The sequence below is a fragment of the Bradyrhizobium sp. CB1717 genome, from assembly GCF_029714325.1.
Lineage (GTDB): Bacteria > Pseudomonadota > Alphaproteobacteria > Rhizobiales > Xanthobacteraceae > Bradyrhizobium.
Genome location: NZ_CP121666.1, coordinates 8,926,298 through 8,950,532, shown reverse-complemented (window position 1 = coordinate 8,950,532; position 24,235 = coordinate 8,926,298). Strand labels below are relative to the sequence as shown.

23 protein-coding genes and 1 riboswitch are annotated in these 24,235 nt (G+C 65.1%); of the genes, 19 read left to right on the top strand and 4 right to left on the bottom strand.

The window, feature by feature from the left end; genetic code table 11:
* Positions 1-98 precede the first annotated feature (98 nt).
* Positions 99-1,157 (bottom strand): polysaccharide deacetylase family protein, encoded by a 1,059-nt coding sequence (locus QA649_RS41655; RefSeq protein ID WP_283022222.1) that lies wholly within the window; start codon positions 1,155-1,157, stop codon positions 99-101.
* Positions 1,158-1,323: 166 nt separating this feature from the next.
* Between QA649_RS41655 and QA649_RS41650 the strand changes: the two genes are divergently transcribed.
* From QA649_RS41650 to phoB, 12 genes are all read left to right on the top strand, one after another.
* On the top strand, positions 1,324-2,718 hold the full coding sequence (locus tag QA649_RS41650) for an OmpA family protein (RefSeq protein WP_283022221.1): 1,395 nt from the start codon (positions 1,324-1,326) through the stop codon (positions 2,716-2,718).
* Between the two features lie 2 nt (positions 2,719-2,720).
* On the top strand, positions 2,721-3,017 hold the full coding sequence (locus tag QA649_RS41645; RefSeq protein ID WP_283022220.1) for a hypothetical protein: 297 nt from the start codon (positions 2,721-2,723) through the stop codon (positions 3,015-3,017).
* Positions 3,018-3,134: 117 nt separating this feature from the next.
* Positions 3,135-3,725 carry a TetR/AcrR family transcriptional regulator gene (locus QA649_RS41640; protein WP_283022219.1) on the top strand — a complete coding sequence of 197 codons (591 nt, stop codon included), beginning with the start codon at positions 3,135-3,137 and terminating at the stop codon, positions 3,723-3,725.
* Positions 3,722-4,654: a haloalkane dehalogenase gene (locus tag QA649_RS41635; protein WP_283022218.1), complete on the top strand. Its 933-nt coding sequence runs from the start codon at positions 3,722-3,724 to the stop codon at positions 4,652-4,654. Before QA649_RS41640 ends, QA649_RS41635 begins: the two co-directional genes overlap by 4 nt.
* 606 nt (positions 4,655-5,260) lie before the next feature.
* Entirely contained in the window at positions 5,261-6,316 is a 1,056-nt protein-coding gene (locus QA649_RS41630; protein ID WP_283022217.1) for a lysylphosphatidylglycerol synthase domain-containing protein, read from the top strand.
* Positions 6,317-6,390: 74 nt separating this feature from the next.
* Positions 6,391-7,689 (top strand): ATP-binding protein, encoded by a 1,299-nt coding sequence (locus QA649_RS41625; protein WP_283022216.1) that lies wholly within the window; start codon positions 6,391-6,393, stop codon positions 7,687-7,689.
* 144 nt (positions 7,690-7,833) lie between these two features.
* Positions 7,834-8,847 carry a phosphate ABC transporter substrate-binding protein PstS gene (pstS, locus tag QA649_RS41620; protein ID WP_026312226.1) on the top strand — a complete coding sequence of 338 codons (1,014 nt, stop codon included), beginning with the start codon at positions 7,834-7,836 and terminating at the stop codon, positions 8,845-8,847.
* Positions 8,848-8,983: 136 nt separating this feature from the next.
* Positions 8,984-9,973, top strand: coding sequence for a phosphate ABC transporter permease subunit PstC (gene pstC, locus QA649_RS41615; RefSeq protein ID WP_026312227.1), 990 nt, complete (start codon positions 8,984-8,986; stop codon positions 9,971-9,973).
* 1 nt (position 9,974) lies between these two features.
* Positions 9,975-10,820 (top strand): phosphate ABC transporter permease PstA, encoded by an 846-nt coding sequence (pstA, locus tag QA649_RS41610; RefSeq protein ID WP_283022215.1) that lies wholly within the window; start codon positions 9,975-9,977, stop codon positions 10,818-10,820.
* A complete protein-coding gene (gene pstB / locus QA649_RS41605; protein WP_283022214.1) occupies positions 10,817-11,635 on the top strand; it encodes a phosphate ABC transporter ATP-binding protein PstB in 819 nt (272 codons plus the stop codon). The genes pstA and pstB overlap by 4 nt, the downstream gene beginning before the upstream one ends.
* An 11-nt stretch (positions 11,636-11,646) precedes the next feature.
* Positions 11,647-12,363 carry a phosphate signaling complex protein PhoU gene (phoU, locus tag QA649_RS41600; protein ID WP_283022213.1) on the top strand — a complete coding sequence of 239 codons (717 nt, stop codon included), beginning with the start codon at positions 11,647-11,649 and terminating at the stop codon, positions 12,361-12,363.
* Positions 12,364-12,385: 22 nt separating this feature from the next.
* Entirely contained in the window at positions 12,386-13,093 is a 708-nt protein-coding gene (gene phoB, locus QA649_RS41595) for a phosphate regulon transcriptional regulator PhoB (protein WP_008143479.1), read from the top strand.
* 249 nt (positions 13,094-13,342) lie between these two features.
* On the opposite strand, the gene QA649_RS41590 is transcribed toward phoB, so the two are convergent.
* Positions 13,343-13,855 carry a GcrA family cell cycle regulator gene (locus QA649_RS41590; protein WP_018644522.1) on the bottom strand — a complete coding sequence of 171 codons (513 nt, stop codon included), beginning with the start codon at positions 13,853-13,855 and terminating at the stop codon, positions 13,343-13,345.
* A 454-nt stretch (positions 13,856-14,309) separates the two neighbouring features.
* On the opposite strand from QA649_RS41590, the gene QA649_RS41585 reads away from it, so the two are divergent.
* The 3 genes from QA649_RS41585 to QA649_RS41575 all read left to right on the top strand — a co-directional run bounded on the left by QA649_RS41585 (position 14,310) and on the right by QA649_RS41575 (position 17,681).
* Positions 14,310-15,518 carry an aspartate aminotransferase family protein gene (locus QA649_RS41585; RefSeq protein WP_283022212.1) on the top strand — a complete coding sequence of 403 codons (1,209 nt, stop codon included), beginning with the start codon at positions 14,310-14,312 and terminating at the stop codon, positions 15,516-15,518.
* Complete coding sequence (argF, locus tag QA649_RS41580; RefSeq protein ID WP_283022211.1) at positions 15,518-16,441, top strand: ornithine carbamoyltransferase; 924 nt, start codon at positions 15,518-15,520, stop codon at positions 16,439-16,441. Before QA649_RS41585 ends, argF begins: the two co-directional genes overlap by 1 nt.
* A 232-nt stretch (positions 16,442-16,673) precedes the next feature.
* On the top strand, positions 16,674-17,681 hold the full coding sequence (locus QA649_RS41575; protein WP_283022210.1) for an Hsp33 family molecular chaperone: 1,008 nt from the start codon (positions 16,674-16,676) through the stop codon (positions 17,679-17,681).
* A gap of 225 nt (positions 17,682-17,906) precedes the next feature.
* On the opposite strand, the gene apaG is transcribed toward QA649_RS41575, so the two are convergent.
* On the bottom strand, positions 17,907-18,299 hold the full coding sequence (gene apaG / locus QA649_RS41570; protein WP_026312282.1) for a Co2+/Mg2+ efflux protein ApaG: 393 nt from the start codon (positions 18,297-18,299) through the stop codon (positions 17,907-17,909).
* Between the two features lie 180 nt (positions 18,300-18,479).
* On the opposite strand from apaG, the gene QA649_RS41565 reads away from it, so the two are divergent.
* Genes QA649_RS41565 through QA649_RS41555 form a run of 3 tightly spaced genes read left to right on the top strand, consistent with a single transcriptional unit; the run spans position 18,480 to position 21,502 of the window.
* On the top strand, positions 18,480-19,718 hold the full coding sequence (locus tag QA649_RS41565) for an OpgC domain-containing protein (RefSeq protein WP_283022209.1): 1,239 nt from the start codon (positions 18,480-18,482) through the stop codon (positions 19,716-19,718).
* The gene (locus tag QA649_RS41560; protein ID WP_283022208.1) at positions 19,718-20,497 is read left to right on the top strand and encodes an SGNH/GDSL hydrolase family protein; all 780 of its coding nucleotides are present in this window, start codon (positions 19,718-19,720) and stop codon (positions 20,495-20,497) included. The genes QA649_RS41565 and QA649_RS41560 overlap by 1 nt, the downstream gene beginning before the upstream one ends.
* 12 nt (positions 20,498-20,509) lie before the next feature.
* On the top strand, positions 20,510-21,502 hold the full coding sequence (locus tag QA649_RS41555) for an SGNH/GDSL hydrolase family protein (protein WP_283022207.1): 993 nt from the start codon (positions 20,510-20,512) through the stop codon (positions 21,500-21,502).
* Between the two features lie 118 nt (positions 21,503-21,620).
* On the opposite strand, the gene QA649_RS41550 is transcribed toward QA649_RS41555, so the two are convergent.
* Entirely contained in the window at positions 21,621-22,808 is a 1,188-nt protein-coding gene (locus tag QA649_RS41550) for an O-succinylhomoserine sulfhydrylase (protein WP_283022206.1), read from the bottom strand.
* Between the two features lie 74 nt (positions 22,809-22,882).
* Positions 22,883-22,962, bottom strand: a riboswitch (SAM riboswitch).
* A gap of 110 nt (positions 22,963-23,072) precedes the next feature.
* Between QA649_RS41550 and QA649_RS41545 the strand changes: the two genes are divergently transcribed.
* Complete coding sequence (locus QA649_RS41545) at positions 23,073-24,179, top strand: 2'-deoxycytidine 5'-triphosphate deaminase (protein ID WP_018644898.1); 1,107 nt, start codon at positions 23,073-23,075, stop codon at positions 24,177-24,179.
* The last annotated feature ends 56 nt before the right edge of the window (positions 24,180-24,235 follow it).

Sequence of the window (24,235 nt, the reverse complement as noted above, 5' to 3'; positions counted from 1 at the left end):
TGTGGGCGGGGCGGGGAGGGGAGTCAAGGAAGGCTCCTCCATCGTCGTCCTGGCTTTCGCCAGGACGACGGCTGAGGGTGTGGCGATAGCGAAGACGATTACGCCGCCGCGATCCGGCGAAAGCCGTTCCACATCGCCGTCGCCGCGCCCGAGGTCAGCACCGGCAGGATCCGCGTGTCCTGGTAGTTGCCGTTGAGCGAGACGCGCGGCAGCGCGGTCATGTGGCCGGCGTTCTCGGCGAACAGCATGCCGGGCCGCGTCGTCACCGCGGTCTTGAAGCCGGCGGAGGCGGCCAATGCGAATTCACGATCGCCCGCGGCGTCGCGGTCGCCATAGGGATAGGCGAAATGCAGCACGGGACGCTCCAGCGCGCGCTCGATCCGCATGCGGCTCACTGTCATCTCCTGCGCGGCGATCTCTTCCGCCTGCTTGGCGAGATTGCAATGGCTGATGGTGTGCGCGCCGATCGTGACCAGCGGATCGGCGGCGAACCTCTTCATCTCGTCCCAGGACAGGCAGAGGCTGCGGCACAGCGCTTCCATGTCGACACCGTGTCTGGTGCAGAGCGCCGCGATCTCGCGGGCCAGATCATGCTCGCCGGGCAGCGCGCGCAGCCAGTCGTGCAGGCGGTCGAACGTCGTCTGCTTCGCCGCCGGCGTCGTCGCATCGAGCCGCAGCGCGGAATGGCCGATCTTGACCTCGATCTGCTCGGCCCTGGCGATCACGGCCTCCAGCGCGGTCCACCACAGCCGCCCGGTCCCTTCCGCAAAATCGCTGGCGACATAGACCGCCAGAGGCGCGTCAAATTCGCGCAGCACCGGCAGCGCATAGTCCAGATTGTCGCGATAGCCATCGTCGAGCGTGAAGGCGGCGAAGCGGCGGTCGAACCGGCCCTGCACCAGCCGCTCATGCAGCTCGTCCATGCTGACGATGTCGATGTCGCGCGTGCGCAGATGGCTCAGCGTGGCGCGCAGGAACTCAGGGGTGACTTCGAGATGCCGGTTCGGCTGGAACGCGTCCTCGCGGGCCGGCCTCACGTGATGCAGCATGAAAATGGCGCCGACGCCCGAGAGCAGCGGACGCAGCAGATGGTGCGCACCACTGAAGTAGAGCGCCCCCAGCCCGGCGCGGATCACGTTGTTGCGGAGTTGTTTCATTGCAGGCTGGCCGACCCCCGGGCATTCCGCCCTCAACTTAGGGGCGGACCCTTGAAGAAAAAGTTATTCCAATTGTCCACGCGGGGCCCTCGGAAGGGCACGATTTCCGGTTTGACAGCCCGCCAAGGGTTTGTTTTGTCTCCGGTTCCAGAGTTCGGGTCGTCGAATGCAGAAGCTTTTCAGGTGGGCCAGCAAATGGTGGCCGGGGTTGATTCCCCTGGCCGTCATGTGGGGATTTGCGGCCTGGAATAATACCTTGCCGGTCGAGGCGGATTTGTCCGCCCGCAGCTCGGCGGCGCTAAAGGATACCGTTCTGGACAAGACCCGGATCGCGGTGGACGGCCGCGACGTCAGCCTGGCCGCGGACGCCTTTTCCGAGGAGGGTCGCCGCGACGCGGTGATGGCGGTCGAGCTCGTCCCGGGCGTGCGCCTGGTCGACGACCGGACCCGCCTCGTTCCCGAGGCAAAACCCTTCGTCTGGAATGCCGAGCGCGACGTGGTGCGGGTGACGCTGTCGGGTTCCGCCCCGCTGCCGTCGATCAAGGCCCGCCTGACCGAGGCGGCGCGCAAGGAGGTCGGCGGCGTCGAGGTGGCCGATCAGATGGGTCTTGCGCGCGGCGCGCCGCCGCGCTTCGAGGCGGCCGCGATGCTGTTGCTCGACCAGATCGGCAAGCTCAAGGACGGCAAGATCACGATATCAGATACCAAGGTCAATCTGTCGGGCATGGCGCGCGAGCTCGGCGGTCGCGAGGCGATTGCCGCCGCGCTGAAGAATCTGCCGGAGGGGTTCTCGATCGCCGCCAACGAGATCAAGGCGCCGCCCTACATCTTCCAGGCCTACAAGGATCCGGTTGCCGCGACCGTGACCCTGACCGGCTACGTCCCCGACAACAATGTCCACGCCGCGATCGCCACCAGCGCGTCGCGGAAGTTCTTCGGCGAGAAGGTCGTCGACAATCTCAAGGCCAGCATCGGAGCGCCCGCCTCGTTCAACCCCGCCGTGGTCGCAGCGCTCGGGGCGCTGTCGCGGCTGTCGACCGGCACGCTCGTGGTGTCCGATCGCGAGGTGAAGCTGTCGGGCGATGCGCTCTATGAAGGGGCCGCCAACGACATCCGCGCCGGCCTCGGCAAGGATTTTCCAAAGACCTGGCAGTACAAGCCGGAGATCACGGTGAAGCCGGCGCCGGGCCCGGTCGACGGTACGGTCTGCCAGCAACTGTTCTCCGAGCTTCTGGGCAAGGGCAAGATCCGCTTCGCGGCCAAGCGCGCCGACATCGATCCGGACTCCGCCGGCATCCTCGATCATCTCATCGAGACGGCACTGCGGTGTCCTAACGCCAATATCGAGGTTGCAGGTCACACCGATGCCGACGGCGAGGATTCCTTCAACCAGGCGCTCTCCGAGAAGCGGGCGCAGGCGGTGATCGACTACCTGGTCAAGGCCGGCCTGCCCGCAAGCCGCTTCAGCGCGGTCGGCTATGGCGCGACGCAGCCCGTCGCCGGCAACGACACCGATGACGGCAAGGCCCAGAACCGCCGCATCGAATTTCTGGTGAGGTGACGATGCCCTATCTCGTCTCGTTCCATATGGGCTGGCTGATCGGTTCGGTGCTGCTGGGCTTCTGCATGGGCTGGATTTCGGTGGTCCAGCGCGGCAACGGCACCTCGAAGGTCACCGCGCGCTGGCTCGCCTTGCTCGCCGCGGGCCTGGTCGCGGCCTCGTTTGCCCATGTCGTTCCCGGCCGCTTCGGCTACTGGCTCGACCTCGGCCTGACCATGTTCGCCTGCTACCTCGTCGGCTGCACCATCGGCGCCTGGCTGCGCGACCGGGTGGTCGCGCGGACCGCGCCGCCGGCCTGAGACGTCGGTTCGCCCGGACAGCCCCCTCGACATCGCGTAAATCGCCCGGCTGGCACGACAATCGTCGAAGCGCGATGCTATGCTTGACAATAATACGTACGTACGTATTATAAACCTATGCCCAAGCCCTCGCTCAAAGACGCCATCCTCGACGCCGGCCTCAAGGTCATGTTCCGCACCGGCTATCACGGCACCAGCGTGCGCGACGTCACCGCTGCCGCGGGCGCGCCGCAGGGGTCCTTCACCAACCATTTCCGCTCCAAGGAGGCGTTCGCCTCGGAGGTGCTCGACCGCTATTTCGACGTCACAAGAGGGCTGGTCGCCGAAGCGCTCGAGGACGCCTCGCTGACGCCGCGCGCGCGGTTGCGGCGCTACCTCGACATCATCACCGGCCGTCTGGAGGCCGATGGCTATGGCCGCGGCTGCCTGATCGGCGATCTCAGCCTGGAGGCATCGGGCAGCAGCGAGTTGCTGCGCGCGCGTCTCGCCGAGATCTTTGCGGAGTGGCGCGCGCCCTTCGCCGCCTGCATCGCCGACGCACAGACACGCGGCGAGATCGCATCCGATTTCGAGCCCGAGGAGCTCGCCGACTTCCTGCTCGCGTCCTGGCAGGGCGCGATCCTGCGCATGAAGGTCGACCGCAATCCCAACGCGCTCGAACGCTTCAAGACCATCGCCTTCAAAACCGTGTTCAAGGAGATGACATGAGCAAGCCGGCCGAGATCGCAATCCGCAACGCATCAGTCCTGGGAAGCAGCATGGCCTATCGCGAGACGGGCGCGAAGGATGCGCCGATCGCGCTATTCCTGCACGGCAATCCGACGTCCTCGCATATCTGGCGCAACATCCTGCCGCTGGTGGCGCCGATCGCGCATTGCGTCGCGCCCGACCTGATCGGCTTCGGTCAATCGGGCAAGCCCGACATCGCCTATCGCTTCTTCGATCACGTCCGCTATCTCGATGCGCTGATCGACGGGCTCGGCATCTCCTCGGCCTATCTCGTCGCGCAGGACTGGGGCACGGCGCTCGCCTTTCATCTCGCCGCGCGCCGGCCGGACTTCGTGCGCGGCCTTGCCTTCATGGAGTTCATCCGGCCGATGCCGACCTGGCAGGACTTTCACCACACCGAGGTCGCGGAGGAGCAGGACCACGCCGAGGCGGCGAGGGCCGCGTTCCGTAAATTCAGGACGCCGGGCGAGGGCGAGGCCATGATCCTCGAGGCCAACGCATTCGTTGAACGCGTGCTGCCCGGTGGCATCGTGCGCAAGCTCAGCGGCGATGAGATGGGGCCCTATCGCGCGCCATTCCCGACGCCGGAGAGTCGCCGTCCCGTTCTCGCCTTTCCCCGCGAGCTGCCGATTGCAGGCGAGCCTGCCGACGTCTACGCGACGCTGCAATCCGCGCATGCCGCGCTCGCCGCATCGTCCTATCCAAAACTGCTGTTCTCGGGCACGCCCGGTGCACTCGTCGCTCCGGAATTCGCCGAGCGGTTCGCTCGCTCGCTGAAGCATTGCGCGCATGTTCATCTCGGAGCCGGGCTGCACTTCCTCCAGGAGGATCACCCCGAGGCGATCGGCCATTCTGTCGCCGGCTGGATTGCCGGCATCGAGGCGGCGCGTCCGCAGCTTGCGGCGTGACGGAAACGACCTTCTGAACCTCTCCCGCTTGCCGGAGAGGTCGGCATTCGGCGGCCATTTGGCCGCCGTTCTGGAACAAGCCGAGGTCTCTCCTCTTGGGGATTCTCGATTGCGGAGGCACCCTCAACCCTCTCCCGCAAGCGGGAGAGGGAGTGCACCTCCGCCGCGGCGTGGGCTAATTTCCGGAATCGGAATGCTGCGCTGCAGTGTACCCGGCAAGCCCCGCGCACAACGCGGCCCTTCGCCCCTCTTTCAACAGGCCGGCGCGGCCCATAGATTGATTTCGGCTTAAGGCGTGACGGAACATTGTGCGGCTGAAATCATCAAAACTTCATGGCGGCTGCGCAGGATTGCCAGGGAGATTCGCGTCAAGCCTTGCCGCCGAAAGCGCCAAACCCTGCACCGGGAGCTCGCAACCTGCCTAAAACATTGAAGGCACGCGTTTTTGTTCGAATTGCCGAATTCCACTCCGCGCCGAAACGCGCTAGTGGAGAGGCGGGGGGCGTGCGCGATGCCGGAGCCGTCGGTGAGGGGCCGTCGAGCGCCTGTGCGTCGTTCGCCTGTTCGCCGGCCGTCCTGGCCGCTGATGTGTTGTTCGAGGTCTAGATGCTGGAAGCCATACGCAGGGCGATGACGTTTCTGCGCCAGAAGCAAATCCTGCATAAGCTTGGCGTTGTGGTCAGCGTCGCGGTCATCGGCATCGCTTGCTATGTGCTCTACCACATGCTGCGCGGCATCGATGTCAACGAGGTCCTCGAGGCGATCAAGAGCACCGAGCCGAGCCAGATTGCGATGGCCGCGCTGTTCGTCGCTGCCGGCTATTTCACCCTGACCTTCTACGACCTGTTCGCCACGCGCGCGATCGGCCACGCCCACGTGCCCTACCGCATCAACGCGCTTGCCGCCTTCACCAGCTATTCGATCGGCCACAATGTCGGCGCCAGCGTCTTCACCGGCGGCGCGGTGCGGTATCGCATCTATTCGGCCTACGGGCTGAACGCGATCGATGTCGCGAAGATCTGTTTTCTCGCCGGCCTGACCTTCTGGCTCGGCAATGCCGCCGTGCTCGGCCTCGGAATCTCCTACCATCCGGAGGCGGCCGCCTCGATCGACCAGCTTCCGCCCTGGCTGAACCGCACGCTGGCGCTGATGATCATCATGGCGCTGGTCGCCTATGTGGTCTGGGTCTGGACCCAGCCGCGCGTGGTCGGCCGCGGGCCCTGGACCGTGGTGCTGCCGGGCGGACCGCTGACGCTGCTCCAAATCGCGATCGGCATCATCGACCTCGGCTTCTGTGCGCTGGCGATGTACGTGCTGGTCCCGGACGAGCCCAATCTCGGCTTCGTCGTGGTCGCGGTGATCTTCGTTTCAGCGACCCTGCTCGGCTTTGCCAGCCACTCGCCCGGCGGGCTCGGCGTGTTCGACGCCGCCATGCTGGTCGGCCTCTGGCAAATGGACCGGGAGGAACTCCTAGGCGGCATGCTCCTGTTCCGCGTGCTCTATTATCTGTCCCCCTTCGTCATATCTGTAATCTTGCTGACGTTTCGCGAAGTTATAATCGGTGCCCGATCGAAGCGCTTGCAACAGGCGGCGCTCAAGCTCGACCCCGGCCCGGCGCCTGAAGCCGCATATGTGAGAGAGCGCAGCGACGGCGGCGTCTGACCGGCGCAAAGCCCTTGAGATAAGGCCCTTAAGACAAGGCCGTTAGGACACGTCCTCCAGGAGAAGCCCGCCCGATGGCGATTGACGCCCCTTCTTCTCCCGCTGCCCAGCCCTGGTCCGACCGGCTGCGGCACTCGACCATCATCCTGATCGCCGCGGCGCTGGCGCTGTCGGTGGTGGTCTCGCTCGGGGAATTGTCGGCGCTGCACGCCATTGCCGTGTTCCTCTGCATCGCCGCCGCGGCGCTGATTCCCTGGCGACTGCACGATACGGCCGCCTCGCGCGACGATGTCAGGCGCATCAACCCGGTCGAGAGCGCCGCGGTGGCCGCGGTCGTCGCCGGCATGCCGGATCCGGCCGTGCTGCTCGACCGCGCCGGCCGCGTCATCCATCTCAATGCCGCGGCCGCCCAGCTCGCGCCGGCGCTGCGGCGGAACGAGCTTGCCCAGTTCGCGCTGCGCTCGCCGGAGATCATCACGGCGCTGCGCGAGTCGATCGCGACCACGGAGCCGCGGCGCGCGACCTATCTAGACCACGTCCCGGTCGATCGCTGGATGGAGCTGATCATCACGCCGGTGCCGGTGCCGACCTCGTTCGGCGGCGCCGACAAGTGCATGCTGATGACGTTCCACGACCAGACGCCGCTGCGCCGGGTCGAGGAGATGCGCGCCGACTTCGTCGCCAATGCCAGCCACGAGCTGCGTACGCCGCTCGCCGCGCTGTCGGGCTTCATCGACACGCTGCAGGGCCAGGCCAAGGACGATCCCAAGGCGCGGGAACGCTTCCTCGGCATCATGCACAACCAGGCCACCCGCATGGCGCGCCTGATCGACGATCTGCTCTCGTTGTCGCGGGTCGAGCTGTCGGCCCATGTCCGGCCCGACACCCTGGTCGACCTGCTGCCGATCATCCGCCAGGTCGCCGACGGGTTGGAGCCGCTGGCGCGCGAGCGCCAGGTCGAGGTCGAGATCCATCTGCCGGAGCCGCCGGTGATGATCGCGGGTGACCGCGAGGAGCTGCTCCGCCTGTTCGAGAACCTGATCGAAAATGCGCTCAAATACGGCGCCTCGGGCGGACGCGTCATCGTGTCGCTGACCCCCAGCGCAGCCGCTGATGGAACTCAGGAAATCCGGGTCATGGTCCGCGATTTCGGCCCCGGGATCGCGCCCGAGCACCTGCCGCGGCTGACCGAGCGGTTCTATCGGGTCGACGTCGGCGACAGCCGCTCGCAGGGCGGCACCGGGCTCGGATTATCGCTGGTGAAACATATTCTTAACCGTCATCGCGGCCGGCTTTTGATCGAAAGCGTGCCCCGGCAGGGGGCTACCTTTACCGCCTGTTTTCCCCAGGCGAAGCCCCCGGTTCAGCTCTGAAACTCAAGCGATTTCAATCGCTTGGTGGTGTCATCCGACTGTCACGAAACCTTCGTAAAAGCACAGCCGACTGCTCTTAAAGGGGCGGCGCGGGGAGCGCGATCGGGCGCGGATGGCGCTTCGCTCCCCTGTATGGAGACCAGCATGAATTTCATCAAAACGATCGTCGCTGCCGGCTTGGTCGCCGCAACGACGACGGCGGCCTTTGCCGCCGATATCACGGGTGCCGGTGCGACCTTCCCGTTCCCGATCTATTCCAAGTGGGCTGACGCCTACAAGAAGGAGACCGGCAACGGTCTGAACTACCAGTCGATCGGCTCGGGCGGCGGCATCAAGCAGATCCAGGCCAAGACCGTGACCTTCGGCGCCAGCGATGCGCCCCTCAAGGCTGAGCAGCTCGAGAAGGACGGCCTCGTCCAGTGGCCGATGGTGATGGGCGCCATCGTTCCCGTCGTCAACATCGAAGGCGTGAAGCCCGGCGAGATGGTGTTCGACGGCGAGACGCTGGCCAGCATCTATCTCGGCAAGATCACCAAGTGGGACGACGCCGCGATCAAGAAGCTGAATCCGAACGTGAAGCTGCCGTCGGAAGCCATCACCGTGGTTCGCCGCTCGGACGGTTCGGGCACCACCTTCAACTTCACCAACTACCTCGCCAAGGCCAGCGCGGACTGGAAGAGCAAGGTCGGCGAGGGAACCGCGGTCGAGTGGCCGGTCGGCGTCGGCGCCAAGGGCAACGAAGGCGTGTCGGGCAACATCAGCCAGACCAAGAACTCGATCGGCTACGTCGAGTACGCCTATGCCAAGCAGAACAAGCTGACCTACACCGGTCTCGTCAACAAGGCCGGCAAGCCGGTGCAGCCGACCGTCGAGGCCTTCCAGGCGGCCGCCTCCAACGCCGACTGGGCCAAGGCGCCCGGCTACTACGTCATCCTGACCGACCAGCCCGGCGACAAGTCCTGGCCGATCACCGCGGCGACCTTCATCCTCATGCACAAGGAAGCCACCGACAAGGCGGCCTCGCAGGAAGCCATCAAGTTCTTCCGCTGGGCCTTCAAGAACGGCGGCAAGGCGGCTGAAGAGCTCGACTACATCCCGATGCCCGAAGGCGTCGTGACCCTGATCGAGAAGACCTGGGCTGCCGAGATCAAGAGCTAAGGCGCTCCTGTCCCGGACATGGTGCCGGAATGATCTCCAAGATCTCCGCTCCGGATCGGCCTGGTGCCGCATCCGGAGCGCGCCACCAACAACAAGCGTATATGAATAACGGGTACAGGGGATCGGCGTGGCTGAGATGGCTGTCGAGAGCAACGTAATTGATGCTGCCGGACCGTATGATCGCGCCAAGGCCTTGAGCGCGTTCAAGCTCGGCGATCTCACCTTCTACTGGATCACGCGGCTGTCCGCGATTTCGGTGCTGCTCATTCTCGGCGGCATCATCATCTCGCTGATCGTCGGCGCCTTCCCGGCGATGAAGGAGTACGGCATCTCCTTCCTGTGGACGCAGCGCTGGGCGCCGTCGGCCGATCCGCCCGTGCTCGGTGCGCTCGGGCCGATGTATGGCACGCTCGTCACCTCCTTCATCGCCATGCTGATCGCCATCCCGGTTGGTCTGGGCATTGCGATCTTCCTCACCGAGCTGTGCCCGCAATGGCTGCGCCGCCCGATCGGCATGGCGGTCGAGCTGCTCGCCGGCATCCCCTCGATCATCTACGGCATGTGGGGCTTCTTCGTGCTCGGCCCGTTCCTGGCCAACACGTTCCAGCCCTTCATGATCAAGATCTTCGACGGCGTTCCTGTGCTCGGCGCGATCTTCGCAGGTCCCCCGTCCTATCTCAGCCTGTTCAATGCGGCGCTGATCCTCGCCATCATGGTGCTGCCCTTCATCACCTCGATCTCGGTCGACGTGTTCAAGACCGTGCCGCCGGTGCTGAAGGAAGCCGCCTACGGCGTCGGCTGCACCACTTGGGAAGTCGTCCGCAGTGTGGTGATCCCCTACACCCGCGTCGGCATCATCGGCGGCGTCATGCTGGCGCTGGGCCGCGCGCTCGGCGAGACCATGGCGGTGACCTTCATCATCGGCAACTCCTTCCGGATCTCGTCGTCGATCTTCGCGCCCGGCACCACGATCTCGGCGGCGATCGCATCCGAGTTCGCCGAGAGCGATGGCCTGCACCAGTCCGGCCTGATCCTGCTCGGCCTCTTGCTGTTCGTGCTGACGTTCTTCGTGCTCGCGGCCGCGCGGCTGATGCTGCTGCGTCTCGAAAAGAAGGCGGGGAAGTAACATGAACCCGATCTACGTACGCCGCCGCCGCAAGGACATCATCGTCCGCGGGCTCTGTATCGGTGCCGCCGCCTTCGGCGTGACCTGGCTCGCGCTGATCCTGATGACGCTGCTCTATAACGGCCTCGCCGGCCTGAACCTCGAGATCTTCGTCGCGGACACGCCGCCTCCGGGCTCGACCGAAGGCGGCCTGCGCAACGCCATCGTCGGCTCGATCATCATGACCGTGATCGGCGTCGGCATCGGCGCGCCGCTCGGCCTGTTCGCCGGCACCTACCTCGCCGAATACGGTCGCAACGACAAGCTGACCTCGGTGATCCGCTTCATCAACGACATCCTGCTCTCGGCGCCCTCGATCATCATCGGCCTGTTCATCTACGGCGCGGTGGTGGTGCCGATGCGCGGCTTCTCGGCGATTGCGGGCGCGCTTGCGCTAGCCGTGATCGTCATCCCGGTGGTGCTGCGCACGACCGAGGACATGCTGCTGCTGGTGCCGAACGCGCTGCGCGAGGCCGCCTCCGCGCTCGGCCTGCCGCGCTCGCTGGTGATCAAGCGCATCGCCTATCGTGCGGCCCGATCGGGTCTCATCACCGGCGTGCTGCTCGCCACCGCCCGCGTCGCCGGCGAGACCGCGCCGCTGCTCTTCACCGCGCTGTCGAACCAGTTCTTCAGCCTCGGCCTGAACAAGACGATGGCGAACCTGCCGGTTACCATCAACAACTTCGTGCAGAGCCCCTACGCCTACTGGAAGCAGCTCGCCTGGAGCGGCGCGCTGCTGATCACGATCACCGTGCTTGCCCTGAACATTGGCGCGCGCATCCTCGGCGCCGAGAGGACTGCAAAATGACCGATCTTTCCGTATCCGTGAGTTCCAACGCCCATCTGGCCTCGCAGCCGTTGCCGGAAGCGCCCGCCAAGGTGACGGTGCGCAACCTCAACTTCTATTACGGCGAGCACCACGCGCTGAAGAACATCAACCTGACGCTCGGCAGCAACCGCGTCACGGCGTTCATCGGCCCGTCGGGCTGCGGCAAGTCGACCCTGCTGCGCATCTTCAACCGGATGTACGACCTCTATCCGGGCCAGCGCGTCACCGGTCAGCTGATGCTCGACCAGACCAACATCCTCGACCCGAAGCTGGACCTGAACCTGCTGCGCGCCCGCGTCGGCATGGTGTTCCAGAAGCCGACGCCGTTCCCGATGACGATCTACGAGAACATCGCCTTCGGCATCCGCCTCTATGAGAAGATCTCGAAGTCCGAGATGGACGACCGGGTCGAGAAGGCGCTGCGCGGCGGCGCGCTGTGGAACGAGGTCAAGGACAAGCTCAACGCCTCGGGCCTGTCGCTCTCCGGCGGCCAGCAGCAGCGCCTCTGCATCGCCCGCACCGTCGCGGTGCGGCCTGAAGTGATTTTGTTCGACGAGCCCTGCTCGGCGCTCGATCCGATCTCGACCGCCAAGGTCGAGGAGCTGATCCAGGAACTGTCCGAGAACTACACGATCGCGATCGTCACCCACAACATGCAGCAGGCGGCGCGCGTCTCCGACAAGACCGCTTTCATGTATCTCGGCGAGCTGATCGAGTTCGACGACACCAGCAAGATCTTCACGTCGCCGACCGATCGGCGCACGCAGGATTACATCACCGGCCGGTTCGGCTGAGGAGACGGGACATGGGTTCTGAACATACCGCAAAGGCTTTCGACACCGACCTCCAGGAGCTCACCCGCCTGGTCGCCGAGATGGGCGGCATCGCCGAGCGCATGATCGTCGATTCCGTCGATGCGCTGATCCGCCGCGACGTCGCGCTCGGCCAGCGCGTCGTCACCATCGACGCCGAGCTCGACGCGCTGCAGAAGAAGATCGAGGAGCGCGCCGTGCTCACCATCGCCCGCCGCCAGCCGATGGCGGTGGATCTGCGCGAGATCGTCGGCGCCATGCGCGTTGCGACCGATCTCGAGCGCATCGGCGACCTCGCCAAGAACATGGGAAAGCGCGTCGCCGCGCTCGATGCCGACTTCCATCCGCTCAAACTGTTCCGCGGCCTGGAGCACATGACCGACCTCGTGCAGCAGCAGGTCAAGTCGGTGCTGGACGCCTATGCCGCGCACGATCTGCCGGCTGCGATGGCGGTGTGGAAGGGCGACGAGGAAGTCGACGCCATCTGCACCTCGCTGTTCCGCGAGCTCCTCACCTACATGATGGAGGATCCGCGCAACATCTCGTTCTGCATCCATCTGATGTTCTGCGCCAAGAACATCGAGCGGATCGGCGATCACGCCACCAACATCGCCGAGACCGTGTTCTACATGATCGAGGGCCAGGCCATCACCGACAAGCGGCCGAAGGGCGACATGACGACCTTCGCCACGACGGTCCCGAATACCTGAAGACTTAAGGAGCGACGACACCATGGGCGCACGCATTATGGTGGTTGAGGACGAGGAAGCTCTCACCGAGCTTCTCCGCTACAACCTCGAAGGCGACGGCTATGACGTCGAGACGGTGATGCGCGGCGACGATGCCGACACCCGCCTCAAGGAGCACATCCCCGACCTGATCGTGCTCGACTGGATGCTGCCGGGCCTCTCGGGCATCGAGCTGTGCCGGCGGCTGCGGACCCGTCCCGAGACCAAGCAGCTTCCCATCATCATGCTCACCGCGCGCGGCGAGGAGAGCGAGCGGGTGCGCGGGCTTGCGACCGGCGCCGACGACTACATCGTCAAGCCGTTCTCGGTGCCGGAGCTGCTGGCGCGCGTGAAGGGCCTCCTGCGGCGCGCGAGCCCTGAGCGGCTCGCCACCGTGCTCGCCTATGGCGACATCGAGCTTGATCGCGACAAGCGCCGCGTCGCGCGCTCGGGCCGGCCGATCGATCTCGGCCCGACCGAATATCGCCTGCTGGAGTTCTTCCTGGAGCATCCCGGCCGCGTGTTCTCGCGTGAGCAGTTGCTCGACAGCGTCTGGGGCCGCGACATCTACATCGACGAGCGCACCGTCGACGTCCATATCGGCCGCCTGCGCAAGCTGCTCAATCTCGGTCGCGAGCAGGACCCGATCCGCACCGTCCGCGGCGCCGGCTATGCGCTCGACGATCGCTTTGCGAAGGCCGAGCAGACGTAAGCTGGTTTGGGGGCTATTGCCGCAGCATGGGTGTCGTCCCGGCCGAGTGCGCAATTGCGCACGGGGGCCGGGACCCATACCGCGTGATCTATCGATGAAGCGCGGTGCAAGTTGCGCGGCGCAGCCGCGTCACAGAGAGTCTTCGCCAAACCGCATTCGGTGGTTATGGGTCCCGGCCTTCGCCGGGACGACAGCGGAGTGTGTTGAGCCGTCATCGTGTGACGGCTGCTTCTTGATCTCAGAACAAGCTCACCGCGTGCCCGGCTTGGCCGGCGCGCGACGGCGGTCCGCCGCCGGCTGATACGCCACGCGCGAGTGCTGGGCGCAGTAGGGCAGGCCCGACAGCGCCTTGCCGCCGCAAAAGAAGAAATCCGGGCTCGAGGGATCGCCGACCGGCCAGTGGCAGGTCGCCTCGTTCAATTCGAGCAGCGACAGCCGCTGGCTCATCGGCACCACGTTGTCGTAGGTCACAGGCTCCGCCTCGACTTCGACCTCGAAGGCCTGTGCCAGCGCGGTGTTGCCGCGTGCGATGGGGCGGCTGACCCGCATCATGTGCTGAGCCGGACGCGCCTTGCGCGGCCGGGGAGCTGCCGATGAGGGGCTCTTGGCGCGGCCGGACAGGCCGAGCCTGTGCACCTTGCCGATCACGGCATTACGGGTCACGTTGCCGAGCTCGGCTGCGATCTGGCTGGCCGACAATCCGGCCTCCCAGAGCTTTTTCAGCTGCTCGACGCGATCGTCGGACCAGGTCAAAACCGTCATTGCACCCTTTCCCTCGCCGTGCGGCTGCCGTCCTGGCGCCTTGCGGCGAATGCCTAAGCCTCGAAAAACCCGTGCCGCCAGAATCCCTTAAGGCTCGCCGGGCGTAACCAGAACGCCCGAACGTTTACGCCGGTACATGAGGACTTAGAGGATCAGAACTGCTGCACGAGATGTCGTATCTGACAAGCCAAACGCTACAATATGGCGTGACTCACGCGCAAGAGTCAGCCGACTCGCTTCCACATGTTCCGTGGCAAAAACCCCGCAAATCCGGCACCGCAAGACTACGGATTCAGCGTTTCGCGGGGCTTTCGGGCGGCATTGACACCCGTTCTACCCGGCATAAGATAGTGTCACGTGCCGCCCTTAAAAGGCGGCACGTTTCGTTTTCCGGGCCGGTCAATGGTGCGCTGCGTGAGCGCGTTGAGGCCGTCCGCAACATCAAGTGATCGTCATGACTAACAGCGCCGCGCCGCATTTGCTCCCCGTTTTCGCCAGGGCCGACCTCGGTTTCGAGCGCGGCGAAGGCTGCTGGCTGATCGCGACCAATGGCGAGCGCTATCTCGATTTCACCTCGGGCGTCGCGGTGAACGCGCTTGGCCACGCCCATCCCGCGCTGGTCAAGGCGCTGCAGGAGCAGGCGACCAAGCTCTGGCACATGTCGAACCTGTTCCAGAGCCCGGACGGCGAGAAACTCGCCGCACGTCTGTGCCAGGAAAGCTTCGCGGACTTCGTGTTCTTCTGCAATTCCGGCGCCGAGGCGCTGGAAGGCGTGATCAAGCTGGTCCGCCATCATCACTTCTCCAAGGGTCATCCGGAGCGCTACCGCATCATCACCTTCGAGGGCGCCTTCCATGGCCGCACGTTGGCGACGCTGGCTGCGACGGGATCTGCAAAATATCTCGAAGGGTTCGGTCCGCCGATGGACGGTTTCGACCAGGTCCCGCACGGTGACATCGAAGCCGTGAAGAAGGCGATCGGTCCGCAGACCGCCGGCATCCTGGTCGAGCCGATCCAGGGTGAGGGCGGCGTACGTTCGTCGACGCCCGCTTTCCTCAAGGCGTTGCGTCAGCTCTGCGACGAGAAGGGACTGCTGCTCGCCTTCGACGAGGTGCAGACCGGCATGGGCCGCACCGGCGATCTCTTCGCCCATCGGCGCACCGGCGTTACACCTGATGTGATGTCGCTCGCCAAGGCGCTCGGCGGCGGCTTCCCGATCGGCGCGGTGCTGGCCACCGCGGAGGCGGCAGCCGGCATGGGCCCCGGCTCGCACGGCTCGACCTTCGGCGGCAATCCGCTGGCGATCTCGGCTGCCAATGCCGTGCTCGACGTCATGCTCAAGCCCGGCTTCTTCGACCACGTCCAAAAGATGTCGCTGCTGCTCAAGCAGAAGCTCGCCTCCGTGATCGACCGTCACCCTGACGTCGTCAGCGAAGTGCGTGGCGAGGGCCTCTTGATCGGCATCAAGGCTGTGGTGCCCTCGGGCGATCTCGTTGCGGCCTTGCGCAATGAAAAACTGCTGACGGTCGGCGCCGGCGACAATGTCGTGCGCTTCCTGCCGCCCTTGATCGTCACCGAAGCCGAGATCGAGGACAGCGTCACGCGGTTAGAGCGCGCCTGCGCTGCGATCTCGTCCAGCCAGACCAAGCGGGCGGCAAGCTGATGAGCAGGTCGCCGAAGCACTTCCTGGATATCAACGAGCTGCCGTTGTCGGAGCTCAAGAGCATGCTCGACGCCTCCTCCGCCATGAAGGCGAAGCAGAAGGCGCATCAGCCGGTGAAGCCGCTCGAAGGCAAGACGCTGGCGATGATCTTCGAGCGTCCCTCGACGCGCACCCGCGTCTCGTTCGACGTCGCCATGCGTCAGCTTGGCGGCGAGCCCATCATGCTCACCGGCGCCGAGATGCAGCTCGGCCGCGGCGAGACCATCGCCGACACCGCGCGCGTGCTGTCGCGCTATGTCGACGCCATCATGATCCGCATCCTCAACCATGATGCGCTGCTGGAGCTTGCCGCGAATGCGACCGTGCCCGTCATCAACGGCCTGACGCGGCGCTCGCATCCCTGCCAGGTGATGGCGGACCTCCTCACCTATCAGGAGCATCGCGGCCCGATCGAGGGCCGGACGGTGGCCTGGACCGGCGATGACAACAACGTGCTGGCGTCCTGGGCCCACGCCGCCGAGCGCTTCAAATTTCAGCTCAATGTCGCAACGCCCCCGGAACTCGCGCCGAAGAAGGCGATGCGCGACTGGATCAAGGCAACAGGCGCTCCGATCGTGCTCGGCACCGATCCCGAAGCCGCCGTGAAGGGCGCCGATTGCGTCGTCACGGATACCTGGGTGTCGATGGGCGACAAGGAGGGTGAGCGCCGCCACAACGTGCTCAAGCCCTACCAGGTCAATTCGAAGCTGATGTCGCTGGCGAAGCCCGACGCGCTGTTCATGCACTGCCTGCCGGCCCATCGCGGCGAGGAGGTCACCGACGAGGTGATCGACGGCCCGCAATCGGTCGTGTTCGACGAGGCCGAAAACCGCCTGCACGCGCAGAAGGGCATTTTGGCCTGGTGCTTCGACGCGGTGAAGTAGCGGCGCAGTCGCGTAAAATTGGATCCTCGTCCTGGCGAAAGCCAGGACCCATTACCACCGGCCGTGGTTTGGCGAAGGTTGGCAATTGTCATCTCGCGCCCCAACTCCCGCTTGGGGTAATGGGTCCTGGCTTTCGCCAGGACGACACTGAGTTTGTACTCGCTTGCATGCCATCCCATCGCCGGAACACACCCCCTTCCATTCCCCGCTCTCCGACCCCAGATAAAGCGCCATGGTTTTTCAATCCCCTGACATGAAAACCGGGCCTGAAGGCCCGGTTCGCGCGCCATCCGCCGTTCCGGTCGACGACGCCGTGCTGCCCTACGAGGTCGACGCGCTCGATGTGCGCGGTCGCCTGGTGCGGCTTGGCCCTGCGCTCGACGACATCCTGACCAAGCACGATTATCCCGCGCCCGTCGGCAAGCTGCTCGGCGAGGCCATCGTGCTGGCGACGCTGCTCGGCTCGGCGCTGAAATTCGAGGGCCGCTTCATCCTGCAGGCCCAGACCGATGGTCCGGTGTCGTTCCTGGTCGTCGACTACAAGGCACCGGATCATCTGCGCGCCTATGCGCGCTACGACGCCTCGCGCCTCGGTGCGGCGAAGGATTCCGGCACGCTGCTCGGCCGCGGCCATCTCGCCATGACCATCGACCAGGGCCCCGACATGAGCCGCTACCAGGGCCTGGTCGCACTCGACGGCGGCAGCCTGGAAGACGCCGCCCACGAATATTTCCTCCGCTCCGAGCAGATTCCGACCAAGGTGCGGCTTGCGGTCGGCGAGGAGTGGCGCAGTAGCGACGGCGGCAAGCATCGCTGGCGCGCCGGCGGCATGCTGATGCAGTTTTTGCCGAAGGCGCCGGAGCGCGCGCGGCAGGCGGATCTGCATCCCGGCGATGCACCCGACGGCGCCGAGGTGCACAGCGTCGCGGAAGACGACGCCTGGGTCGAGGCGCGCTCGCTGATCGAAACCGTCGAGGACGTCGAACTGATCGATCCCGAACTCTCCGGCGAGCGGCTGCTCTATCGCCTCTTTCACGAGCGCGGCGTGCGCGTGTTCAATCCGCTGTCCCTGAAGGCGCAATGCTCCTGCTCGCGCGACGCAGTCGCGTCCATGCTGAAGAGCTTCTCGCACGACGACCGCGCCGCGATGGTCAAGGACGACAAGGTCGTCGTCACCTGCGAGTTCTGCAGCTCGGTGTATCAGTTCACGCCGCACGAGGCGGGCGTGGAGGACGCGTAAGTCCATCCTCCGTCATTGCGGGCGCAGCGAAGCAATCCAGAAACCCTCGGCGGAAAGACCCTGGATTGCTTCGCTCCGCTCGCGATGACCATGGGGAGGCAGCTTGCCGAGCGCTCGGACATCGTGGGGTGGGCAAAGGCGCAACGCGCCGTGCCCACCACCCCCTGCGCAATTGCAATGGTGATTGGTGGGCACGCTTCGCTTTGCCCACCCTACGGCACCGCGCTAGTTCAACACCCGCTTATTGTCCGGGCTGTCCAGCGAGAACGTCGGCACGTCGATCTCGAAGCGCTCGCCGGTTTCGCTGACCATCTGGTAGCGGCCGGTCATGAAGCCGGAGGCGGTCGTGAGTGGCACGCCGGAGGTGTATTCGAACCGCTCGCCGGGGGCGAGCGTCGGCTGCTCGCCGACCACGCCCTCGCCCTTGACCTCCTGCTGGCGGCCGGTGGCGTCGGTGATGATCCAGTGCCGCGTCTTGAGCTGCACGGTCTCATCGCCGGAATTGGTGATGACGATGGTGTACGACCAGAAATAGCGGGAGCGGTCGGCCGACGACTGCTCCGGAACAAAGTTCGGCTCGACGGTCACTTCGATCTGGCGGGTCACGGCGCGGTACATGGCTGCCATCATACCGAAATCCGGCGCCGGAACCAAACCCCGGCGGCAGTTTTGGCGACATCGTGCCGCCAGAATTGGCGAGGAAGTACACCCCCATGTGATCCGGCCGCTTTGCGAGATGACGGCCGGACCGGTACACTCCTTCAACGTCGCGATTTGGGTGAGGGTTTTTAGGCCCCGATGACCATTGCTGACCAAGTGACGGGATCGACCATCGCGGGAACCGCCAAACCTGCGGAGCCGCGTGCGGCCGCCATCTCGCTGCCCGCCATCGGCGAGCGCGAGCTCCGCCTTGACCTGTTCCGCGGGCTGGCGCTGTGGCTGATCTTCATCGACCATCTGCCGACGAGCCTGCTGACCTGGTTCACGATCCGCAATTACGGCTTCAGCGACGCCACCGAGATCTTCATCTTCATCTCCGGCTACACCGCCGCCTTCGTCTATGGCCGCGCGATGCTGGAGGGCGGCGTCGTCATCGCCACCGCGCGCATCCTGCGGCGGGTCTGGCAGATCTATGTCGCGCACGTCTTCCTGTTCACGATCTTCCTCGCCGAGATCTCCTATGTGGCGACCCGTTTCGAGAACCCGCTCTACACCGAAGAGATGGGGATCATGGACTTCCTCAAGCAGCCCGACGTCACCATCGTGCAGGCGCTGCTGCTGCGTTTCCGTCCCGTCAACATGGACGTGCTGCCGCTGTATATCGTCCTGATGCTGGCGCTGCCCGTGATCCTGTGGTCGATGCGGTGGAAGCCCGACGTCACGCTGGGCCTTTCCGTCCTGCTCTACGCGGTGACCTGGGAATACGATCTCTACTTCTCCGCTTATCCGAACGGCTTCTGGGCCTTCAATCCGCTGGCCTGGCAATTGCTCTTCGTCTTCGGTGCATGGTGTGCGCTCGGAGGTGCGCGGCGCATGTCGCGTATTTTAGCGTCGCCGGTAACGATGTGGATCTCGATCGCCTATATCGTGGCGGCGTTCTACGTGACGCTGACCTGGTATCTGCCGCAGCTGTCCCATCTGATGCCGAAGCGGCTCGAGCAGTGGATGTATCCGATCGACAAGACCGATCTCGACGTTTTGCGTTTCACGCATTTCCTGGCGCTGGCCGCGCTCACCGTGCGCTTCCTGCCGCGGGACTGGCCGGGTCTGAAATCGCAGTGGCTGCGGCCGCTGATCCTGTGCGGCCAGCATTCGCTCGAGATCTTCTGCCTCGGCGTCTTCCTCGCCTTCGCCGGTCATTTCATCCTGGCCGAGGTCTCCGGCGGCGCAGCCATGCATGCGCTGATTAGTCTCTCCGGAATCCTGATCATGTGGGGCGTTGCATGGGTGATTTCGTGGTACAAACGCGTGGCTGACAAGAGCGGTGCGAAAACCAAAAACGCCGTCGGCAACGCCGATCTGGCGGGAGGGGGCTGATGAAGGCGAAGGTTCTCCTGAGCCTGATCCTGCTATGCGGTTACCTCGCCGCGCCCCAGGCGCGTGCGGACGATGCTGCGCCTGCCGCGCCGGCCGTACCCCCAGCCTGCGAATTGCCGTCCTATCTGCTCAGCAGTGAAAGCCAGCTTCCCAAGGTCGCCGAGGCCGTCAAATCGGGCAAGCCGCTGGAAATCCTGGTCATCGGCAGCCGCTCGACCACGATTCCGGCCTCCGAGGACGCCTCCTATCCGGCGCGCATGCAGGCCATCCTGAAGGACAAGCTGCCACCGTCGGAGGCCGTGCACGTCTCCGTAGAAATACAGAGCAAGAAAACGGCAGAGGAGGCGGCCACCACCTTCGTTAAGCTGATGGAAGCAAAAAGGCCTACTTTGGTCATCTGGCAGACCGGGACCGTGGATGCTATCCGAGCCATTGATCCCGACGATTTTCGCGGTGCTGTGACCGAAGGGGTTGCCGCGCTGCAAAATGCAGGGGCTGACGTCGTGTTGATGAACTTGCAGTACAGCCCGCGCACAGAGACCATGATCTCGGTGCCGCCCTATCTCGACAATATGCGGGTGGTGGCGCAGGAGCATGACATTCCGCTGTTCGACCGTTTCGCGATCATGCGGCAGTGGAATGACCAGGGTCAGTTCGACCTGTTCAGCCCGTCCCGCGGGCCGGAGCTGGCGAAACAGGTCCATGATTGCCTTGGCCGGGCGTTGGCACAATTCGTGTTTGACGCAGCCCATCTGGGGCCGGCCCAGCAGCAAAATTGAGGTCTAGCGTTAATGAGTTCTCTCCGCCCTTTTTTCCCGACGGCATCGCTGGCTGCGACCGCAGCGGCAGCGCTGCTGTTGCTGACGCCGGCGTCGCCGTCGCGCGCGCAGGCACAAGCCGCGCAGGCGACGCAAGCACCGGCGCAAACCGCTAATCCCGCTCCCGCTTCGCGTTCCCAGACCACGGTCGCCGTGACGTCCCCCGAGCAGCGCGGCATCACCTCGCGCGCCATCGACAAGGTGAAGCAGGTCGCGAAATCCGCCGGTGACATCTTCAGCCGCGTGCCTTGCCTGCCGCCGAAGGGCGGCTCGAAGACGATGGGCTCGCTGCCGCATGTCGCGGCCAAGCTCGTTGCCGGCCAGCCCGTCGTGATCGTCGCGTTCGGCTCGTCGTCGACCGCCGGCTACGGCGCGAGTTCGCCCGATTTCAACTATCCGAACCGTCTCGCCACACAGCTGCGCCGACACTATCCGACCGCCGACATTACTGTCGTCAATGCCGGCGTCGGCGGCGAGGACGCGCCCGAGATGATGAAGCGCCTTCAGACGCAGGTGATCGACGTGCATCCGGACATGGTGATCTGGCAGGTCGGCACCAACGCCGTGCTGCGCAATCTCGATCCAGGCGATACCGCCAAGCTGGTCGAGGACGGCATCTCCCGCATCCAGGCCGCCGGCGGCGCCGACATCGTGCTGGTCGATCCGCAATATTCGCCGGCCGTCAATCAGCGTGCCGAGAGCGCCGGCAAGATGATCAAGCTGCTCGGCAAGGTCGCCGAGCTCCGCAAGGTCGGCATCTTCCCGCGCTTCGAGGTGATGCGCGACTGGCACGAGAACCAGTCGATCCCGGTCGAGAGCTTCGTCATCTCCGACGGCCTGCACATGAACGATTGGGGCTATGCCTGCTTCGCCCAGCTGCTCGGCGACGACATCATCCGCTCCGTCGGCCAGATCAAGCTCGGGGTGAACGTGCCGGCGGATGTGAGGACGTATCGGCCGATGTAGCGAGGTGCCGTAGGGTGGGCAAAGGCGCAAAGCGCCGTGCCCACCATCGCTCAGTGATACGAAGGAAGAAGACGTGGGCACGCTTTCGCTTTGCCCACCCTACGAGACCGCCGTCGCCTCACGCCTTCTCCAGCGCCGCCGTCAGATCCTCGATCAGATCATCCGCATGCTCCAGCCCTGCGGAGAAGCGGATAAAGCCCTCGCTGATGCCGAGCGCGGCGCGGTCTTCCGGCTTGAGGCGCTGATGCGTCGTGGTCGCCGGATGCGTGACGAGACTCTTGGCGTCGCCGAGATTGTTCGAGATCTTCGCAAGCTTCAGCTCGTTCAGCACGCGGAACGCCGCCGCCTTGCCACCCTTCACCTCGAAGCCGACCAGCGTCGAGCCGCCGCGCATCTGTTTCTTCACCAGCGCCGCCTGCGGATGATCGGCGCGGCCCGGATAGACCAGCCGCGAAATCTTCGGGTGGCTCGCCAGCACTTCGGCGATACGCGCGGCCGTGTCGGTCTGCGCGCGCACGCGCACGCCCAGCGTCTCCAGGCCCTTGAGCAGGACCCAGGCGTTGAACGGCGAAATCGACGGGCCGGTCTGGCGCATGAAATTATGCAGGTGCTCGGCGATGAAGGCTTCCGAAGACAGGATGATGCCGCCCAGACAGCGGCCCTGGCCGTCGATGTGCTTGGTTGCGGAGTAGACGACGACGTCGGCGCCCAGCGCCAGCGGGCTCTGCCAGATCGGCGTTGCGAACACATTGTCGACGACGAGCCGCGCGCCGCCGCTGTGCGCGATCTCGGCGATGCCGGGAATGTCGAGCACATCCAACGTCGGGTTGGTCGGGCTCTCCAGGAAGAACGTCTTGGTATTGGGCCTCAAGGCCCGCTGCCACTGGTCGAGATCGGCTCCGTCGACCAGCGTGGTCTCGATGCCGTAGCGCGGGAGCAGGTCCTGAATCACGTAGAGGCACGAGCCGAACAGCGCGCGGGAGGCGACCACATGATCGCCGGCCTTGAGCGGCGCCAGGATCGCGGTCGTCACCGCCGCCATGCCGGTTGCCGCCGAGCGGGCGGCTTCGGCGCCCTCGAGCTCGATCATGCGGCGCTCGAACATCGCAATGGTAGGGTTGGAGTAGCGCGAATAGATGAAGCCGGGGTCCTCGCCCTTGAACCGCGCCTCGCACTCCTCGGCGCTGTTGTAGACATAGCCTTGCGTCAAGAACAGCGCCTCCGACGTCTCGCCATATTGCGAGCGCAGGGTGCCGGAATGGACCAGGCGGGTTTCGGGACGGTAGGTGGCAGGCGACTTCGACATAGGACCCTCCGACATGACCGTTTCGTCGAAAACGGTCACAAAAAAACCGGCCTGGACAAAACCACGGGCCGGGATCACAGAGGTCCCCGGCCTGTTTAGCGACTTATTTAACGTGGCTGCAAGCCGGCCGGCTCAAATCACCACGGGATAAGTGATGCTCATATTCCGCAATGGCCTTTCCGTCAAGGCGTCCATCGGATAGCCGTAAAAGGCTAGTATTTCCTGCATGTCCGGATGCGTTTGACCCCTGACGAGGACCCCCGGTTGAGCTTCACGATCGCCGCCGACGCCAATGGTATCCTGCCCGACCGCATGATCGCGGCGATGGCGGAGGCAGGTCTCATCCTGCCCGCATACGATTTCGTCGAAAGCCAGATCCAGCCGGCCAGCCTCGATCTGCGTCTCGGCGACATCGCCTATCGCGTCCGTGCCAGCTTCCTGCCGGGGCCCGGCGCCACGGTGGCCGAGCGCATCGACGAATTGAAGCTGCACGAGTTCAGCCTTGCCGACGGCGCGGTGCTGGAGACCAACTGCGTCTACATCGTGCCGCTGCTCGAGAGCCTGGCGCTGCCGCCCGAAATCGTCGCAGCCGCAAATCCGAAAAGCTCGACCGGTCGTCTCGACGTTTTCACCCGCGTGATCGCCGACGGAACCCGCCGCTTCGACATGATCGGCGCCGGCTATCACGGCCCGCTCTATGCCGAGATCAGCCCGAAGACGTTCCCGGTCTTGGTGCGCGAGGGCTCGCGCCTCAGCCAAGTGCGCTTCCGCACCGGCGATGCGATCCTCAACGCCGACGAGCTCGATGCGCTGCACGCCACTGAGCGCCTCGTCGACATCGACGATGCCGATCTCTCGGGCGGCGTCGCCGTCTCCGTCGATCTCTCGGGCGAGAAAGCCAATGGCTTCGTCGGTTATCGCGCCAAGCGCCATACCGGTGTCGTCGACGTCGATCGCCGCGCCGGCTACGCCGTGGAGGATTTCTGGGAGCCGATCTCGGCCCGTCCCGATGGCAGCCTGATCCTGGATCCCGGCGAGTTCTACATCCTCGCCTCGAAGGAGGCGGTGCAGGTACCGCCTGATTACGCCGCGGAAATGGTGCCGTTCGATCCCTTGGTCGGCGAATTCCGCGTGCACTATGCCGGCTTCTTCGATCCCGGCTTCGGCTATGCCGGTGCGGGCGGGCTAGGATCGCGCGCCGTGCTCGAGGTGCGCTCGCGCGAAGTGCCGTTCATCCTCGAGCACGGCCAGATCGTCGGCCGCCTCGTCTACGAGAAGATGCTGGCACGCCCCGACGCGATGTACGGCCAGCGCATCGGGTCCAACTACCAGGCGCAGGGCCTCAAACTATCGAAGCATTTTCGGGTGTAGCCGCCATCACCGGGAATCTGCGTGAAGGCTGACGCAGCGCAGGTTGGGCGGGAGGT